General features: G+C 63.5%; 17 protein-coding genes and 1 pseudogene. All 18 read left to right on the forward strand.

From position 1 onward, the window contains the following. The first annotated feature begins 68 nt into the window (after positions 1-68). Positions 69-431 (forward strand): hypothetical protein, encoded by a 363-nt coding sequence (locus ACF8ME_RS23370; protein ID WP_392418375.1) that lies wholly within the window; start codon positions 69-71, stop codon positions 429-431. Positions 432-481: 50 nt separating this feature from the next. Beyond that, positions 482-1,258, forward strand: a complete 777-nt coding sequence (locus tag ACF8ME_RS23375; RefSeq protein ID WP_392418377.1) for a hypothetical protein — start codon at positions 482-484, stop codon at positions 1,256-1,258. After that, positions 1,255-1,878, forward strand: coding sequence for a hypothetical protein (locus ACF8ME_RS23380; RefSeq protein ID WP_392418379.1), 624 nt, complete (start codon positions 1,255-1,257; stop codon positions 1,876-1,878). Before ACF8ME_RS23375 ends, ACF8ME_RS23380 begins: the two co-directional genes overlap by 4 nt. Continuing rightward, a complete protein-coding gene (locus ACF8ME_RS23385) occupies positions 1,875-3,824 on the forward strand; it encodes a phage terminase large subunit family protein (RefSeq protein WP_392418381.1) in 1,950 nt (649 codons plus the stop codon). The genes ACF8ME_RS23380 and ACF8ME_RS23385 overlap by 4 nt, the downstream gene beginning before the upstream one ends. Before the next feature lie 32 nt (positions 3,825-3,856). Continuing rightward, on the forward strand, positions 3,857-4,156 hold the full coding sequence (locus ACF8ME_RS23390; RefSeq protein ID WP_392418383.1) for a Mor transcription activator family protein: 300 nt from the start codon (positions 3,857-3,859) through the stop codon (positions 4,154-4,156). A gap of 157 nt (positions 4,157-4,313) precedes the next feature. After that, on the forward strand, positions 4,314-5,018 hold the full coding sequence (locus ACF8ME_RS23395) for a hypothetical protein (protein ID WP_392418385.1): 705 nt from the start codon (positions 4,314-4,316) through the stop codon (positions 5,016-5,018). A 90-nt stretch (positions 5,019-5,108) separates the two neighbouring features. Beyond that, complete coding sequence (locus ACF8ME_RS23400) at positions 5,109-5,339, forward strand: hypothetical protein (RefSeq protein WP_392418387.1); 231 nt, start codon at positions 5,109-5,111, stop codon at positions 5,337-5,339. Positions 5,340-5,341: 2 nt separating this feature from the next. Continuing rightward, positions 5,342-6,931, forward strand: coding sequence for a phage portal protein (locus ACF8ME_RS23405; RefSeq protein ID WP_392418389.1), 1,590 nt, complete (start codon positions 5,342-5,344; stop codon positions 6,929-6,931). A 10-nt stretch (positions 6,932-6,941) separates the two neighbouring features. Further along, positions 6,942-8,330, forward strand: coding sequence for a S49 family peptidase (locus ACF8ME_RS23410; RefSeq protein ID WP_392418391.1), 1,389 nt, complete (start codon positions 6,942-6,944; stop codon positions 8,328-8,330). A gap of 15 nt (positions 8,331-8,345) precedes the next feature. After that, positions 8,346-8,711, forward strand: coding sequence for a head decoration protein (locus ACF8ME_RS23415; protein ID WP_392418393.1), 366 nt, complete (start codon positions 8,346-8,348; stop codon positions 8,709-8,711). A 28-nt stretch (positions 8,712-8,739) separates the two neighbouring features. After that, positions 8,740-9,780 (forward strand): major capsid protein, encoded by a 1,041-nt coding sequence (locus ACF8ME_RS23420; RefSeq protein WP_046238270.1) that lies wholly within the window; start codon positions 8,740-8,742, stop codon positions 9,778-9,780. A 12-nt stretch (positions 9,781-9,792) separates the two neighbouring features. Further along, positions 9,793-10,134: a hypothetical protein gene (locus ACF8ME_RS23425; RefSeq protein WP_392418395.1), complete on the forward strand. Its 342-nt coding sequence runs from the start codon at positions 9,793-9,795 to the stop codon at positions 10,132-10,134. Continuing rightward, the gene (locus ACF8ME_RS23430) at positions 10,134-10,544 is read left to right on the forward strand and encodes a hypothetical protein (protein WP_046238272.1); all 411 of its coding nucleotides are present in this window, start codon (positions 10,134-10,136) and stop codon (positions 10,542-10,544) included. Before ACF8ME_RS23425 ends, ACF8ME_RS23430 begins: the two co-directional genes overlap by 1 nt. 26 nt (positions 10,545-10,570) lie before the next feature. Next, positions 10,571-11,368 (forward strand): hypothetical protein, encoded by a 798-nt coding sequence (locus ACF8ME_RS23435; protein WP_046238273.1) that lies wholly within the window; start codon positions 10,571-10,573, stop codon positions 11,366-11,368. Positions 11,369-11,472: 104 nt separating this feature from the next. Further along, complete coding sequence (locus ACF8ME_RS23440) at positions 11,473-14,163, forward strand: phage tail tape measure protein (RefSeq protein WP_392418398.1); 2,691 nt, start codon at positions 11,473-11,475, stop codon at positions 14,161-14,163. Positions 14,164-14,165: 2 nt separating this feature from the next. Then, positions 14,166-14,555 (forward strand): hypothetical protein, encoded by a 390-nt coding sequence (locus ACF8ME_RS23445; RefSeq protein WP_046238274.1) that lies wholly within the window; start codon positions 14,166-14,168, stop codon positions 14,553-14,555. A gap of 10 nt (positions 14,556-14,565) precedes the next feature. After that, positions 14,566-16,449, forward strand: coding sequence for a hypothetical protein (locus ACF8ME_RS23450; RefSeq protein ID WP_280064466.1), 1,884 nt, complete (start codon positions 14,566-14,568; stop codon positions 16,447-16,449). Then, a pseudogene (locus ACF8ME_RS23455) lies at positions 16,446-17,587 on the forward strand (hypothetical protein); the annotation flags it as partial. The gene ACF8ME_RS23450 and the pseudogene ACF8ME_RS23455, both read left to right, overlap by 4 nt.

Raw genomic sequence — 17,587 nt, forward strand, 5'->3', positions numbered from 1 at the left:
ATCCCCTCTTACGGGTGTGCGCAGGCGTGTGCGTAGGCGTGCGCAGGCGTGTGCGCAGGCATGTGCGTGTGCATGGCGCACATGGCGCACATACCGCACACATCAAACGCGACAAGCACTTACGTGAATTTCATGGCGCACGTCTTGCCGCACTGCATACCGCACAACCCTTTTTGAAAGGAAAAGAGATGGTGAGAGAAGAGAAAAGGGTGATTGGCTGCACGGAGGAAAACGCGGCCCAGGTCCGGGCCGTGGTCAAGTCCTGGCCGCAGCTGCATGACCTGGTCCTGCATCTGCAGGCCGGCGGGATCTTTCCCGGCCTGCGTGCCCTGGAATTCACTTTGCGCGGCAGCCATGAATTCCTGGCGCGAGGCCTGGACGCCCTCGTGGCAGATGGCGCGGCGGGCGTGGGCGACGAAGGGGGGCGGTGATGGTCAGTCTCAACATTCAACTCAATGCCCGCATTCAGGGACAGGCTGAAATGCTGGCTCAGCTGCATGGCTTGACGGGTTCGCAGGTGGCAGGTGCCTATGCGAAGGCCATCAACGACACCGCCTTCGAGCTGCGCCGTGCCATGCAAGCGGAGATGAACCTGCGTTTCGACAGGCCCACGGATTACATCCTGCGCTCTCCGCGCGTGAAGATGGCCACGGCGACCAGGCTGACGGCCACCATTGCGCCGGAATACATGGGCGGGAAGGGTATCGACCCCCAGAAGATCCTGCAGGCCCAGGCCGAGGGGGGCACGCGGCGCGACAAGCGCAGCGAGGTGGCGCTGCGCCGTGTGGGCATCCTGCCCAATGGCATGCAGACCGCAATTCCTGCGACGCCCTACCCAGGCAGCGACGACGGCCGCGGCAACCTGAAGGGCAGCTTCCTTGTGCAGTTGCTGGCGTATTTCAAGGCCTTCGGCGAGCAAGGCTACAAGGCCAACATGTCCGACAAGGGCTACAAGCGTGTGCACAAGGGCACCAAGAAGGCGGCAGGCCGTCGCTACTTCGTGGCATACGGCACAACGCGCGGAGGGGCTCGCGTCACCGCGCGAGGCGAAGCTGATGCGCGCACGGCGCATCTGGCCCCGGGCATCTGGGCCGCCAGCGGTACAGGCGGCGCCGATGTGCGGCCCGTGCTGATGTTCGTGAAGCGTGGCAACTACAGCGTGCGGCTGGATGGGGAGGCCATCTCCAAGCGTGCAGATGCACAGAACTACCTGGAGCGGCGCGTGCGTTTTCGCGTCAGGGAGGCTGCTGGCGTATGACCGAGAAGCGCGTGCACCCTGAGGAACTGACCCTCAGCAAGTTCAACGAATACATGGGCTACAAGGGCCGCTACGTTTACCAGCTCAGGGAAGAGGGGCGTCTGGTCCTGACGGACGATGGCAAGCGCGTCCGGGTGACCGAATCCATCCAGCGGGTGGCTGAAACCAAGGACCCCAGCCGCGCCGCCGTGGCCGCGCGCCATGCCGCTGGCCGCGCGCCTGCACCTGTGGCGGGCGACGACGATCCGGGGGCCGATGACGATGCGGAAACCTCCGAACCAGGCCAGGACCTCGCAGGCGGCCGCTTCAAGTTCCAGGATGGCCGCGCCAAGCGTGAGCACTACGCGGCCTTGCGCGAAGAGCACGCCTACCTGCAGGACGTGGGCCAGCTCATGGTTGCGGACGAGGTCCTGAGCGCTTTTGCAGATGCGGGCGCCCGCATTGGCGCGGTGCTGGACACGGTGCCCGCAAGCATCGGCCCCATGCTGGTGGGACAGTCGGCCGAAGAAATCGTGCGCGTGCTCGAGGACCAGATGGACGTGGCCCGTGGCGAGTTTGCCGCCGCCATGGAAAAGCTGGCCAATGAAATCGCCAGGCGCAGAAAGGCGGGTGCTGCATGATCGATTTCGCCACGCAGCCTTTTGCCTGCCCGAGCCAGGCGCTGCATGCCATGGCCAAGACGGTGGGGCCACGCAAGCGCCGCACCGTGAGCGCCTGGGCGGACGCCGAGCGCAAGCTCTCTGCCAAGGGGAGCGCCATCACGGGGCAGTGGCGCACCAGCCGCAACCCGCCCCTGCGCGAGCCCATGGACTGTGCCTCGCCCAAGTCTGGCGTGCATGAAATCGTCCTCATGTTCCCCATCCAGTTCGGAAAAACCGAAGTGGAGGTCAACATCCTGGGCCACACGATGACCGATGATCCGTGCCCGGTCATGGTGGTGCTCCCCGGCGAAGTGTCGATGAATAAATGGGTCAACCAGAAGTTGAATCCCATGATCGAGGAATGCGACGCTGTGCGTGCCTCGCTGCGCAGCGTGGCCAGCCGCGACGCCAGCAACACCCGGGAGTTCAAGGACTTCGTGGGCGGCCAGCTGTACATGGAGCACGCGGGCTCGCCCTCGCGCGCCAAGTCCTCCTCCATCCGCAAGCTGCTGGTGGACGAGCTCGATGAAATCGCGGCGAACTGGAAGGGCGGAGACGACCCCGTGGAAATGTTCGACGGCCGCACCAGTGCGTTCCCGGCCACAGGGCTGCGGGTCTACATCAGCAGCCCACAGGTCAAGGGTCTGAGCCGCATCGAGGGCAAATACCTCAAGTCCGACCAGCGTCGCTACCACGTCCCGTGCCCGCACTGCGGCCACCTGCAGCACCTCAAGTGGTCGGGCCTGCATTGGAGCCCCGACCGTTCCAAAGTCTGGTACGTGTGCGAGGAAAACGGCTGCTGCATCGAGGAGCATCACAAGACGGCCATGATCGCGGCCGGTCGCTGGATCGCCGAGAACCCGGACAGCAAGATCCGCGGCTACCACATCAACTGCCTTTACTACCAGTTCGGCCTCGGGCCCACCTGGGCCACGCTGGTCGAGATGTGGATCGATGTGCAGAACGACCCTGCGAGGCTCAAGACCTTCATCAACGACCGCCTGGCCGAGCCCTGGGAAGACAAGTCCATGCGGCTGGTCCGCCACAACGCCATTCAGGAGCGTGCCGAGCCCTATGCACTGCGCGTGGCGCCGCGGGGCGTGCTGTACGTCACGGCGGGCGTGGACACACAGGACGACCGTCTGGCCGTCCACCTTACCGGGTGGGGCCGGGGCATGGCCTTCTGGACGCTGGACTATTTCGAGCTGCCCGGCGACCCCGCCGAGGGTGCTGTGTGGGCCGCGTTGACAGAGGAGCTCAACCGTGCCATCCAGCGCGTGGACGGCGTGCTGCTGCGCGTCGAGGCCATGGCGCAGGACCAGGCCGGCCACCGTACCGACGAGGTGAAGAACTTCATTCGCCAGGCCCTGGTGCGCCGGCCCATGTCTATTCATGGCGCCATCCCCAACAACGCGCCTGTGCTCAGCAAGCCCAAGCTGATGGACGTCACCCACAAGGGCAAGACGGACAAGCGCGGCGTGCGCGTCTATACCGTGGGCACTGTCGCCTGCAAGGACTGGCTGTTCGGGCGGCTCAGCGTCGATGCGGAGCGCGAGGCCCACGACCGGGTCACCCACTTCAGCGAAGAGCTCGATGCCTTCTATTTCGCGGGCCTCGTCTCCGAGACCTACGACCCGGCCAAGAACCGCTACGTGAAAAAGAAGGGCGCTCGAAACGAGCCGCTCGATACCTGGTGCTACAGCTACGCCGCTGCCCACCACCCGGAACTGCGCCTGCACCGTCACAAGGAAGCGGACTGGGCCGCGCGAGATCAATACCTCCTCCAGCAACTGGTGCGGCAGCCCGACGGCAGCTTTCAGGCGCAGGAGCCGGACTCTCCCGAGGCTCAGCAACCGGCCATGCCCAACCCTGGAAAGCCCAAGGCCAAAGCCGCCAATCTATTTGCACCCATCAGCATGCAATAGCGCACAAATTCACATACGAGAGCTACAAAAAAATGAGCAAAAAGACTTTGGAACTTATCGACGTTTTGCGCGAAGAACTGAATGCAGCCGGCATGTGCTTCGGCGTGGACCGTGTGCGCGATCTCACTGAAAGCGTTTTGCGCCGGGTTGTGTCACGTACCGGTGGCCAGACGGTCTACATCCGTACCAACATCAGCAGCCGGTCGGAGCGGATGCAGTCGGTATTGTCCGATTTTGATGGCAAGAACGCTCACGAAGTTGCGCGTAAGCACCATATGTCTGTTCGATCGGTTTATAGATTGCTTGAGAAGAAACGATTGAAGAAAGATTGAAATGCGTATTTTGTTGATCAAGGCTTATATATCTTTTTTTTCTTACTGTCCACTTACTGTGGCATGCAGGAGATTTTGAGATGATTTGATTGGTGTTGCAATACAATTCATTTTTCTGTTGAATGTGGCATTTCAATCTTCAGCTGGAGCTAATTTCATGGGTAATAGAGAGAGGGTTTCACGGCGGTGTTATTATTGTGGAGAACTCGCAACCTCAAGAGAGCATGCTCCGCCGCAGTCTTTTTTTCCTAAGAATTTTAAACTTAACTTAATCACTGTCCCGTCATGTGAAAAACACAATAATTCAAAATCAAAAAATGATGAATATGTTTTTCATCTAATATCATCTTCGCCGGGGTTTAGGGGTGATAACGAAATAGATCGATACTTAGTGAAAAAATGCTCGGCTTCATTAACAAATATGAAACTTGGCAATAGACCAAGAACTATTCATCATCTCTTAGAGAGAATGCATGAAGATGTGAGAATGGAGGCGGTTAAAGAGGATACGTCGCACCGTCACTTTACACTCACCTACTCTGCTCGTATTGACTACGACGCTGTGAATGATTTTTTCCAATCACTCGGAAGGGCTTTGGTTTTTCATGAAAAGCAAATTGTCTTTAGTTCAAATGATATTGTCATGCCTCATCAATTTGGTCAAGTTGCGGGGAGCGCAGCTGCAAAGCTCTCCGAAGGTTTGAAAAAAACGTCAGTGCCATTAAATAAATGGCTGGGGGAAAATCGAGAAATATTTATCTACAATATAGATTGTGTAAGTGATAATATATTTGTAGACATGTGTTTTTATAGCAGATTCTTTGTCTCTGTAATTTTTAGAAAAATAGTGCTGATACCTTAAATTAAGGACATATCAATTCAACTCATTTTTTGACAAAAACAATGAAATTGTCATAGCAAACTGTCGCAGCCCCGCGCCGACCATCGGTGCATGGGAATCTACAGCCACTACACCACTGATCAACTCACGGCCATGCGTGACCGCCTGTCCGTGGCCTTCGAGCAGCGGCTGACAGGCCCAGCGTCCGCAGCCGGCCATGGCCGTTCCGTCCAGTTCCAGCAGGATGGCGGCAGGCAGCTGCAGCAGCAGATCATCGCCATCAACGAAGAGCTCCAGCGCCGAGCGGGTGGCGGGACTCGGCGCCCCATCTACCTAGTGTGAGCATGGGCCGCAAAAACCGTATCAGCCGGCACGCCCGCACCGCCGCATCCATCACCAAGGCCGGCATGTCGGCCTATCAGGGTGCTTCGCACAGCGATCTCGCCCTGGCGGATTGGCACCCACAGCAGTCCAGCGCCGACGCAGCGCTGCTTCCTGAGCTGGACACCCTGGCAAACCGCTCCTACGACCTGGCCCGCAACAACGGGCTGATGGCCGGTGGGCTGCAGACCAAGCGCGACAACATCGTCGGTTCAGTTCTGCGTCTGGCCGCCATGCCGGACTATCGCCTGCTGGGCTGGGATGCCAAGCAAGCCCGCGAGTGGGGCAACATTACCGAGGCCCATTTCCGCAGCTGGGCCGACAGCACCGAGTGCGATGCGGCGCTGACGCTCAACCTCATGGGGCTGACGCTGCAGGCGCTGACCAGCAGCATGCTGGCGGGTGATGCCGTTGCCCTGCCGCTGTGGAAGCCGCGCACCGGCTTGCGCTGGAATACTCGAATCAGCCTGATCGACTCGGCCCGCATGAGCACACCGCCGGGCCTTGCGAGCTTGGCACGCCTGCGCAGTGGCATCGAGTTCGATAGGGATGGCGCGCCCATCGCCTATCACTTCCAGAATGCCCATCCGGGGGACAGCTACCAGCTGAGTGGCGAGGAGGCGATGGACCTGATGCGCTGGGAGCGCGTGCCGGCCTTCACGAGCTGGGGACGGCGCCGTGTCGTGCACCTACATGACAAGGAGCGCACGGGGCAATCCCGTGGCCGTCCGATTGTGACGGCGGTCATGCGTGAGTTCCACATGGCCGGCAAGTACTCGCAGAACGAGTTGCAGGCCAGCCTGGCCAATTCCCTCGTCGCCGCTTTCCTTGAATCCGACATGGATCAGGAATCGGCATCTGCCCTGTTCGGTGATAACCCGCGCGAGGCCTGGCAGGAGTCGCTTCAGGAGGCGCGCAGCATCGGCAAGCTGCAGGGCGCAGCCGTCATTCCGTTGCCCGTGGGCGCCAAGCTCAGCAGTTTTGCACCCGGCAGGCCCAATGCGGCCTTCGAGGCTTTCATGCTGGCCGTGCTGCGGCACATCGCCGCCGGCATGAACATGCCCTATGAGCTGCTGCTCAAGGACTTCAGCAAGACCAACTACAGCAGCGCGCGTGCAGCGCTGCTGGAGGCCTGGCGCTATTTCCACGGCCGCCGTCGCTGGCTGACCGACTACTGGCTGCGGCCCATCTATGAGTTGTGGCTGGAAGAGGCCGTGAACTCTGGCGCCGTGCAGGCGCCGGGCTTCTACGAAAACCGCTATGCCTATACGCGCTGCCGTTTCATCTTCGGCGGCCGGGGCTACGTCGACCCGGTGAAGGAAGCCGAGGCCTCAGTGATGCGCATGGAAGGCGGCATTTCCACCATGGAAGCTGAATGCGCCGAGCAGGGCCTGGACTACGAAGAGGTGCTGGACCAGCGGCAGATCGAGCAGCAGATGCTGGCTGATCGCGGCCTGCCATCGCTAGACAGCCTGCGCCGCAGGCGCTACGGCACCGCCAGCAGCGAGCCGGCGCAGCACCCGGCCGACAACGCTGACGACGCCGAGCAGTGAAGGACACACCATGAGCCGCCCCTCCATCTATCCCCATGTCGCGCAGCGGATCTTCAACACCCCGCTGCTGATCCATCCCCAGAAGCTGGATGCCATCATCGCCGGCCTGGGCCAGCGCATCTTCGGCGCGGCCGAGCCACTTGTGCAACTGCAATCGACGGCAGCGGGGCAGGCCCTGGCGCCGGAGATGTTCAGCACACGCCGCGGTGAACGCACAGACCGCGGCTGGCGGCTGGTGGATGGCGTGGCCGTGCTCTCGACCATGGGCACCCTGGTGCATCGCACCCGACTGGAAGCCGACAGCAGCCTGCTGATCGGCTACAACGACCTGGCCGCTGACCTGGAAGATGCAATGGCCCACCCGGACGTGCATGCCGTGGTCCAGGTGTACGACAGCCCGGGCGGTGAGGTCAACGGTGCCTTCGAGCACGCGCAGCGCAGCCTGGAGATGCGTGGCCGCAAGCCCATGGTCGCCGTGGCCGACAGCATGGCGGCCAGCGCGGCCTATCTGGCGGCCAGCGCAGCTGATGAGCTGGTCATCACCAGCACCGGCTATGCCGGCTCCATTGGCGTGGTCATGCGCCACGTCGACCTGTCCCGCGCCCTTGCCAACGAGGGCATAACGGTCACCCATATTTTTGCCGGAGCCCATAAGGTCGACGGCAACCCCTACGAGGCCTTGCCCGCCGCCGTGCGCGAATCACTGCAGGCGGACATCGACGGCCTCTACTCCATGTTCGTGCAGGCGGTGGCCACCCACCGCGGCATGAGCGATGCCGCCGTGCGCAAGACACAGGCGGCCACCTACCGGGGCGTGGCCGCAGTGGCTGCTGGCCTGGCAGACCGTATCGGCACTGTCGATGCGGTCATCGCCGAGCTGGCAACCCGCCGCGCTCGCAGCTATCCGGCAGGACCCGGGCAATCCGCCCAAGCACCAACCCAAGAGGAAACGACCATGACAACATCCGCCGCGCCGCAGTCCGCTGCGCCGAACGCCGCCGCGCCTGCAGCGCAGGCGGCACCTGCTCCAGCAGCCGCCGGCGCACCCGCACCCGCCCAGATCGATGCGGCCCAGGCCGCCGCAGACGGTGCCGCTGCCGAGCGTCAGCGCGTGGTGGCCATCCTGGCCCACCCGGCATCTGCAACACATCCCGCAATCGCGCAGTCCTGCATTGCTGGTGCGCTGTCCGCCGAACAGGCCAAAGGCGTACTCGATGCGGCAGCGGCGGCGCCTGCAGCATCTGGCACCGCTGGTGCATCGGATTTCGCCAAGCAGATGGCTGCTCTGGGCAATCCCAGCGTGTCCGGTGTGGAGCCGGGCACAGGCCAGGAAGCTGGCGCACCTGGCGCCATCAGCCAGTCGTGGGCTACCGCCTTCGGCACGCGCAAGTCCAACTGACAGGAGGGTCATTTCATGACGACATTCACCGAAGGCCCCGGCGCCGCCAGCTATCTCATCAGCGAGTCCAACGGCACGCGCTCGCGTGAAGTGGTCACGCTGCTGGCGGGCAACAAGCTGCTGCCGGGCACCGTGCTCGGCCGCATCACCGCGTCTGACAAGTACACGCAGGTCAATCCTGCGGCGAGCGACGGCAGCGAGAAGGCTGCCGCCGTGTTGTTCTCGGCTGTGGACGCCACCGATGCGGACCATGCCGCCGTCGTGACGGCCCGCGACGCCGAAGTCGCAGCCGCCGCACTGATTCTGCCGGCAACGGCCACCACTCCCCAGAAAACCGCCGTCCTGGACCAACTGGCCAGCATCGGCATCGTTGCGCGCTGAGCACGCACAGAAAGGACAAGGCACATCCATGGCCGATATCGCAATCTTCAACAACGGCGCGTTCAGCATGTCCGAGCTGTCCGCTGCCATCCAGGAAGCGCCCTACGTCCCCCGGCTGCTGGGCGACCTCGGGATCTTCACGCCCAAGCGTCTGCGCACCACCACGATGATGATCGAGAACAAGGGCGGCGTGCTGTCCCTGATCCAGACCAGCGAACGGGGGGCGCCCATCGAAGAAGGCCAGCGCGAAAAGCGCGGCACGCGCCATTTCGAGACCAGCCGCATTGCCCGCGGCAAGACGCTGTACGCGACCGAGCTGCAAAACATCCGTGCCTACGGCACCACCAGTGAACTGCAGGCGGTGCAGAACGAGGTGGCGGACATCATGAACGGCAAGACGGGCCTGCGCTCGGCCGTTGAACTCACCCACGAGAACATGCGCCTGGGTGCAGTCCAGGGCAAGCTGCTGGACGCCGACGGCAGCGTGCTCTATGACTGGTTCACCGAGTTCGGCATCAGCCAGCCGGCCGAGATCAATTTCGCTTTCGCCAACGCCACGGCTGACGGCGGCGAGATCCGCAAGAAGTGCAGCGAAGTAGTGCGCAAGATGATCAAGGGAAGCCAGGGTGCCTGGCTGCCTGGTCAGACCTACGTGGTGGGCCTGTGTGGCGACAACTTCTTCGATGACCTGACTCAGAACAAGGAGACCCGCTCCACCTATCTCGGGCAGCAGGAAGCGAGCGACCTGCGCAACCAGGTGGGCCAGGCCTTCGGTCAGTTCCGCTATGGCGACATCCTGTTCATCAACTACCGCGGCACCGACGATGGAACCACGGTGGCGGTGGGAACCGACAAGTGCAGTTTCTTCCCTGTCAATGCACCGGATGCGTTCTCTGTTGGCTTCTCGCCTGCTGAATTCCTGCCCGTTGTGAACTCGCCCGGGCAGGACGTTTATGCCCTGATCGTCCAGGACAAGGACCGCCAGGCTTGGGTGCGCCCCGAGGTGTACAGCTACCCACTGCACATCTGCACCCGGCCGGGCATGCTGCAGCGCGCCAAGCGCGCCTGAGGGTAGGGCGACATGCAACCCTTCAACCCCAGCGCCGTGCTCGCGCCCTTTGCGGCGCTCGAGGCGCAGATCAGCGCGGGTGTGCAGTCCCTGCTGCCCAATGCCGTGGCCATCTGGAATGGGGGTCCTGCCTTTGGCGTGATCTTCGACCAGGGCCTGGACGATGGCTACATGCCCGACACCGTCTCGGCCAGCCGCCTGACGGTAGCCCTGTGTGTGGCCAACGCGCCCGGTATCGCCGAGGGCGAGCGCGGCCTGGTGGTTGATGGGAAGCCCTACATCGTGTCCAGCCCGGTCATCCCCGATGCCGGTGGCTGGGCCACGTTCGCCGTGATGCCCCAGGGAGGCGCTTGATGCTGGAGCTTGAACCCGTTCTCGTTCAACGCCTGGCCGCGCTGCCAGCCTTCACCGGCTGGCGAATCAGCGGCGGCACCGACGCCGCCAATCGCACCCTGGTGCCAGGTGCCGATGTACGCATGAGCGGTGCCAGTGGCGCTGCTGAGCGGCGCACGGTTTCCCAGCTGCAATTCGTTTGGACGGTGGGGCTTGTCGTCCCCCGGAGCGACAGCGCAGCGGGGCAACTTGGAGCGGCCATGCGCGCTGCCTTGGGGGCCTTGCACAACTGGCGGCCGGGGAGTGTGGCCGGGCAGGAATGGACCGAGCTGCAGTTCGCCAATGTCCGCGAAGCGGCCTTCAGCGAGTCGGGCCTGGCCGGCTTCGAGATCTCCTTCACCACGACGACCCTGGTGCCCGGCCAGACCTGACAAACCATTTTCAAGGAGCACCCGCAATGCCTATTCAGCACACCTCCAACCAGTACCTGATCCCGCGTGGCCGGGCCTACTTCGACCCCTTCGATGCCAATGAAGCCTTGACCGGCGAGATCGATCTGGGCAACTGCCCGGACATCAAGATCACCGTTGACAGCGAAAAGGCCGAGCACTTCAGCAGCCAGACAGGCCTGCGTGAAAAGGACGGCAGCTGGGTCGTGCAGATCAACCGCACCGGCTCGGTCACCTGCGACAACTTCTCGCCCCGCAATGCCGCGCTGTGGCTGTCTGGCACCCACTCGATCAAGCAGCAGGCGGCGGTTGCTGTGGCTGGCGAAGTCCGCTCGGTGTTGCCCGGCCGCCAGTATCAACTGGGGGCCACCCCAGCGAATCCACTGGGCGTGCGCAACGTGACAGAGGTGACTGTCAAGAGCGAGGACGGTCAGACCGATTTCGATGCGGGCGTGCACTTCAACGTCGATACCGAAACTGGCCGCGTGCAGATCCTGGAGCTCGAGACAGGCGGCATCCCGGCGGGCAAGGTGATGTTCGGCTACAAGCCCGTGGCCGGACGGTTCGAGTCGGTGGCCTCGGGCGCCAAGGCTGAGCTCTCCGGCGCGCTCCGCATCGTGTCGAACAACGCTGCAGGCGGAAACCGGGACTGGTATCTGCCCAAGGTCACGCTCTCGCCCAATGGGGATTTGGCCCTGATCGCCGAAGGCACTGACCCCGTGAGCATGGAGATGGGCCTGGAAGTGCTCAAGCCTGCCAACGCCGAGGCCGTCTACTGCGACGGTCGGCCGATCGCAATGCCCTGATCGTCAACCTCCACCCGGCGCCTGCCGGGTGGTTGGCCCTGCGGCTTGCCCAGGACGCAGCGCCAACCATCGAGCCCCACCTCCACCAGCTTCCCCAGCACACCATGGCCTTCAAGCCCATCGAGATCATCATCAACGCCAAGGACAACGCCTCGGCGGTGTTCGGGCGTCTGCAGACCATGATCGTCACTGTGGGCGCGGCTTTGCTCAGCTATTTCGGCGTGACCGCCTTTGCTGGTGCGGTAAAGGGTGCCGCAGATTTCGAGGAGGCCATGAGCCGCGTGAAGGCGGCAACAGACGGCACGGCCGAGGAAATGGCGGCCCTGAGAAAGGCTGCAGAGGACGCTGGGGCAAATACCAAGTACACCAGCGTCGAGGCCGCTGCGGCGTTGGAGAACCTTGCCAAGGCCGGCCTGAGTGCCAACGACGCTATAGCTGCACTGCCCGCTGTGTTGTCGCTGGCCCAGGCTGGCGACCTCGCTCTGGGCCAGTCGGCCGAGTTCGTGACCAAGGCCGTCATGGGCATGGGCCTTTCATTCCAGGATGCAGGTAGGGTTGCCGACGTCCTGGCGAAGGGGGCGAACGCAACCAACACCAGCGTGGAAGGCTTGGCGCAGGCCCTGAGCTATGCGGCGCCCGTGGCCAACACGCTGGGCCTCAGCCTGGAAAGCACGGTCGCCATCATCGGCAAGTTCGCTGACGCCGGCATTGACGCCAGCCGCGCCGGCACGGCCCTCAATTCCATCCTGAGCCAGTTTGCCAACCCCGCGAGCCAGTTCCGCAAGGAGTTGGGTGCAGCCGGGATCGTCACCACTGATTTCGAGAAGGCACTGCACCAGCTGGCGGCCAAGGGACCGGAGGGAGCTCGGGCCATCAACGCCGTGGGCCTTGAGGCCGGGCCCGCACTGCGCGCGCTGCTCAACCAGGGCATGGGCGCGCTGGACGATCTGACAGGCAAGCTGCGTGAGGCCGAGGGCAGTGCGGCAGCGACTGCAAAGACCATGTCCGACAACCTCAACGGCTCCATCAAAGGCCTGTCGAGCGTCTGGGACTCCCTCACCAATGCGCTGGCCACGCCCGTGTTGCCTGTCCTCAAGCAGGCCTTCGATGACCTGGCCCTGTCCTTGAGGGGCATCGTCTCCGATGGCACGGTGACGCGGTTTGGCGAATCCATCGCCACGGCATTCAAGAACGGCATCGACTACATACGTCAGTTCCTGCAGACCATCGACTTCCAGGCCGTGGGCGTGAAGCTCCAGGCCTTTGCCGACGAGACGAATGCCGCATTCACGAAGGTCGGGGAGTACGCCACCAATGCGGGCAACACGCTGCAGACCGTCTGGGGCGTGATGACGGCAGGGACAAATGCCGTCCTGACTGTTATCTACGGCCTGGGCAGCGTGTTCGCCGAGGTGGCCAGCTCCATCATGACGGGCGTGTCCAAGCTGCGGCAGGGGCTGGCGACGGTCACCTTCGGCAAGCTCTCCGAATCGTTCAAGCTCGCGGCGGACGACGCGGTGCTGGCAGCCGAGGGTTTCAGCGATGCCGCCCAGGCGATGCGCGACAAGGCGGCCGAAGCGTTGCAGGATACGGCCGATGCGGCGCAGACTGCACGAGCCGGGTTTGCCGGCCTGATCGGGGCATCCAAGGAGGCCGGCGCTGCGGCAAGCCAGTCATCGCTGAATTTCCGCGAAGTCGCCGCTGCAATCGAAGAGACTGGCAGTAAATCCGCTGAAGCCAAAAAGGCCTCACTGGACAAGGCAGCTGCGGATACCGCTGCTGCAGAGAGCGTCAAGCGCCTGCGGGCCGAATACAGCGAACTGATGGCGAGCGGCAACCTTCAGGCTGCGGCCGAGAAGCTGCGCGAAATCGACAAGGCTCAACGGGGAGTGGCTGACTCTGCGAAGTTGGCCGCCGAGGCTACTGCGCTGATCGACCAAGCCTATGCCGACCTGGGCCTGACCACTGGAACGGAACTCAAGCGCCTGGCCGACCAAGGCCGGGCCGCTTTCAGCCAGCTGGAGAAGGACGGCACGCAGTCTGCACTGCGCATGGCCGACGCCTTCAAGGTGATGGCTGAGCGTGCCATTGCTGCCAATGGCGGGATCGTTCCTGCATGGCTGAAGCTGGAGGCATCGGCAAAAGGCTACACGATTGCCCTGGACGATGCCGGCAAAGCGGTCGTCAATACCGACAAGGCGACTCGCAGCGCAACGGGCTCCATGATTGACAGCCTTGACCGGGTCGGCAATGCCACGCGCCGCGTCAGCGGGTATGTGCGGGATCTGGGCAGCGATTTCGGCTTCACGGCGGACGCGGCAATCAAACTGGCCCAGGCTGGCCAGCATCTGGCGGCCGTGCAGGCCCAGAAGAATCAGGACACGGCTGACTCCAGCATCACCAAGACGCAAGGTCAGACAAATGCCATCAGCAACCTGGTGCCGGCTTTCGAGACCGTAGAAGAGCTTCGGGCATGGAACGAAGAATGGAAGCGGCAATACGGGGAGATGAACCCGTTCTCGGTCAAGAGCAGCGGAGCGCTTGGCAACTACCAATATGACCTCACGCAGTTCGCCGTTTCCGAAGCGGAAAAGGCGATCAAGCTCAAGCAGGCCAGCGCTATAGGCAAGGCGTCATCCGGCAAAGCCGGCGGCACGACCTCCACCACTCGCACGATCAATCTCAACATCAACGGCCGGGCGCTGGGTGCCGTCAACACTGACGCAGCCGGAGAAGCCGCGCTTGAGCGCTTGCTGGATGAACTCGAGCGCAGCAAGGCGCTTGCGGGGCAGTGAACATGGCAACCACGAACCACACCCTCGGCGCATTGCCGCTGCCCTCCGGAATGATCTGGGTCGATGAGTTCGATTGGACCTCTGTGGCCAGGAGCAGCGAACGCAGCATCACTGGCGCCTTGCTCGTTGACGAGGCTGCGATTGTGGCTGGCAGGCCCGTCACTCTGGAGGGCGAGGAGTCCCAAGGGTGGATACGCAGGGCCACTTTGCTGGCACTGATGGAAATGGCGGATGACCTGGGTCAGACCTACGAGCTCCGTCTGGCTGACGGGCGCATCTTGAACGTCCAATTTTCGGGCTCGCAGCCGATTACCGCAAAGCCCATCGGCCGACCGGAATTGCCGGTTGCTGCCCACCCCTATGTGGCGACGGTGCGCCTGATCACCGTATGAGGACAAGACCATGACAATCAAAGACGGCGACATCGTGCTGCTCGCCAGCAAGGTGATGGACGACGTGCCCGAGGGCGGCGGCGGCCCCTCGGGCAACGTGATCGAATGGGGGATCAGCAATGGCGTGTTCCCCGATGTGACCGAGGTGGACCGTGCCGGCGGCGATGCCAGCATCCGGCAGCTGTTCTCGGCCGTGCGCACCCCTGACACCGAAGCGCTGCTGGACGCGAACGTGATCCTGTCGGGCATGCCCACGGACCCCAACGTGAGCGTGACGCTGGTGCCCTGCGGTGCGTTCGACCGGCGCACCGAAATCGCGGCGGCCATCGCCAGTTACCTGATCCCCGCGCCCGAATGGAACGGCTACCTGCTGGAAAACCACGTGCAGGGGCAGGCCGCCATCCACATCTTCCATCGCCCTGGAACGCCCGCGCCCACGATCGGCCGCACCCTGGTGCTGGTGGCCAACGAGGGCGCCGGCAATGAGGTGCTGCAGTATGTCCGCGTGCTGCGGGTCGAGACCGAGACGCAGACTTTCAGCTTCTCCGTCTCGGGGGGCTATGTCGATTACCAGGCCAGCGTATCTCGGTGCGAGATCACCCCGCGCCTGCGCACAGCCTTTGCAGGCAGCCCGCCCAGCCGTACATATGCACGCGATCCCAGCAAGACCAAGATCCGCGACACCACCGTCGCCGACGCGGCCACCTACTACGGCGCGCAGACCCTGAGCGCTGCGGTCTCCCTCGGCGAAAACGTCCTGCGCGTGTCCAGCATCTACACCCAGCTGGTGCCCAGCTCGCGCACCGAGTCCGTGGCGCTGGACCAGCGCCCGGCCGGCGTGCGGCAGCTGACCCTGGCCACGGCGCCGCGAGATATCAAAGTGGCCGCTGCTCCACACACGCGGCGCATCCGCGTGACCCAGGAAAACCGGGGCTACTCATGGGTGCACATCCTGCGCCCGTTCCCTGCGCCCAACACGGTGGCCGTGTCGTTCCAGATCCTGGGCATCTGGTACACGGCCACGGACAACGGGCAGGGCGAGCTGACGGGCGGCGCCGTGGGCACGGTCAACTACACGAACGGGTCCATATCGGTCACGCTGCCTGAGCTGCCCGATGACAGCTCGAGCATCATTTTTCAATGGGGCGAGGCCAGTGCGTTCGTCAACCGCTCCGGCGCCACCGGCTGGCGGCTGCCCGAGCATGCGCTGCGCCTGGACCACCAGGGCATCAAGCCCGGCACGCTGTCGATCGAGTGGCAGTCGGGAGGCGTGCTGCGCACGTCCACCGACAGTGCTGGGAAGCTGCAGGGCGATGCCACGGGCGAGATCAACTACGCCTCCGGCGCGCTGCTGCTGCGGCCCAAGTTCATGATCGACGCGGGTGGCGAGTTCTCCATCGGCTACGACCATGCGGACCTGGTCACCAAAAACGTCACCGTGGCGCCCGATGCCGGGGGCTTTGCCACCATCCCGTTTGACACCGTGCCTGCGCCAGGTTCGGTTTCCATCGGCTGGATCACGGTGCGCAACCTGTCCGCCAGCTCAGGTGCCAGTGCCGGCGGCACGTCGGCGGCAAAGGAGGCTGGCAGTACCACCAGCTACCTGTCGTTCCCCGACGCAAATCCCCCAGCGGCCACGACGCGGGTGCCGTTCTCGGGGACCGATATCTACCAGAAGTACATGGCGCCAGGCGGTAAGCGGGTGCTGACGGGCGAGGCGGTCTATGTCGAGGTCGGGGCCACTTTCTCGCCGGATGGCTACTACTACCCGGTGCCCGATGCCGCGGGCGTGGTCTGGTCCGAGGCTGATTTCGCGGCAGGGGCCATCACCATCGGCGGCACCAGCTACCGGCGCTGGGGCACGAACATCAACAACTTTGGCAGCACATCATGAGCGGACAAGCAGCAGTCATCACGTTGACCACGGCGACGAGTTCGACGTCCTCGTCCAGCCACAGCAGGACCAGCTATCAGACCAGCAAGACGCAGGACACGGTGCGCCATCTGCTGACGGACGATGGGCAAGGCTCGTTCGGGCCGGATGGCACGATCAGCTATGCCGGCAAGTTCGCCAATGTGCGCCTGGTTCGCCTGGACAGCCGCACCGAGGGCTACAACAGTGATTTCGAGGATGCCAAGACCTTCGAGACCACGTCAATGTCCGGCGGTGGCGGCGACCCGGGCTCGGCCAGCTCGACCTCCAAGGGTGGCGATCGCAGCGACACCGCCGTCAGCGAGGAGATCCTCGCTGCCAGCACCGTCACGGTGACATACGCCGAAGGCTTCGCCTCGCCCCAGCACCATGGGATGAGCTACACGCCCGAGCCGCTCACGCTGGACCTGTGCCCCTACACCAGCGACTACATCGTGCCGGGCAGCGTGCGCTTTCGCTGGATGGGGCAGGTATATGAGGACTACGACGGTGTGCTGGTGCGCGGCCGCTCAGCCACCAGCGCGGGCATCGTCGCTGGAGCGCTCGACTATTCCAGCGGCGTAGCGCGCGTCACGGACTATGTCGTGGGCGGCTCGCCCACAGATTTCGCTGTCGAGAGCCTGTGGACCGTGCGTCAGAACTGGACCACGGCCAGCATCTTCATGCGTACAGCAGCTGCTCCGGTCAAGCCTTCGGGCTTCGTCATGAACCTGTCCGATGCCACCGGCGCGCAGATCACGGCCATTGCCGGCATCGACGGGCTGATCACTGGCGATCACCTGCGCGGACGCATCGACTACCAGACCGGCGTGGTGGAGCTGCAGTTCGGGGACTACGTGCTCGACACCTCGCTCACTGCGGCCCAGAAGTCCGAATGGTGGTACTCGGCCGACGACATCGGCGCCGTGCAGCCGGACAAGATCTGGCGCCCCTGGCCCGTGGACCCGACCACACTGCGCTACAACAGCGTCAGCTATTTCTACTTACCCCTGGATGAGGCCGTCATCGGCCTGGACCCGGTGCGCCTGCCGCAGGATGGCCGCGTGCCCATCTACCGGGTAGGCGGCTACCTGGTGATCGGCCACACCGGCAAGATCGG

The sequence above is a fragment of the Delftia sp. WSY_7 genome, from assembly GCF_043104845.1.
In the GTDB taxonomy this organism is placed as follows: domain Bacteria; phylum Pseudomonadota; class Gammaproteobacteria; order Burkholderiales; family Burkholderiaceae_C; genus Comamonas; species Comamonas tsuruhatensis.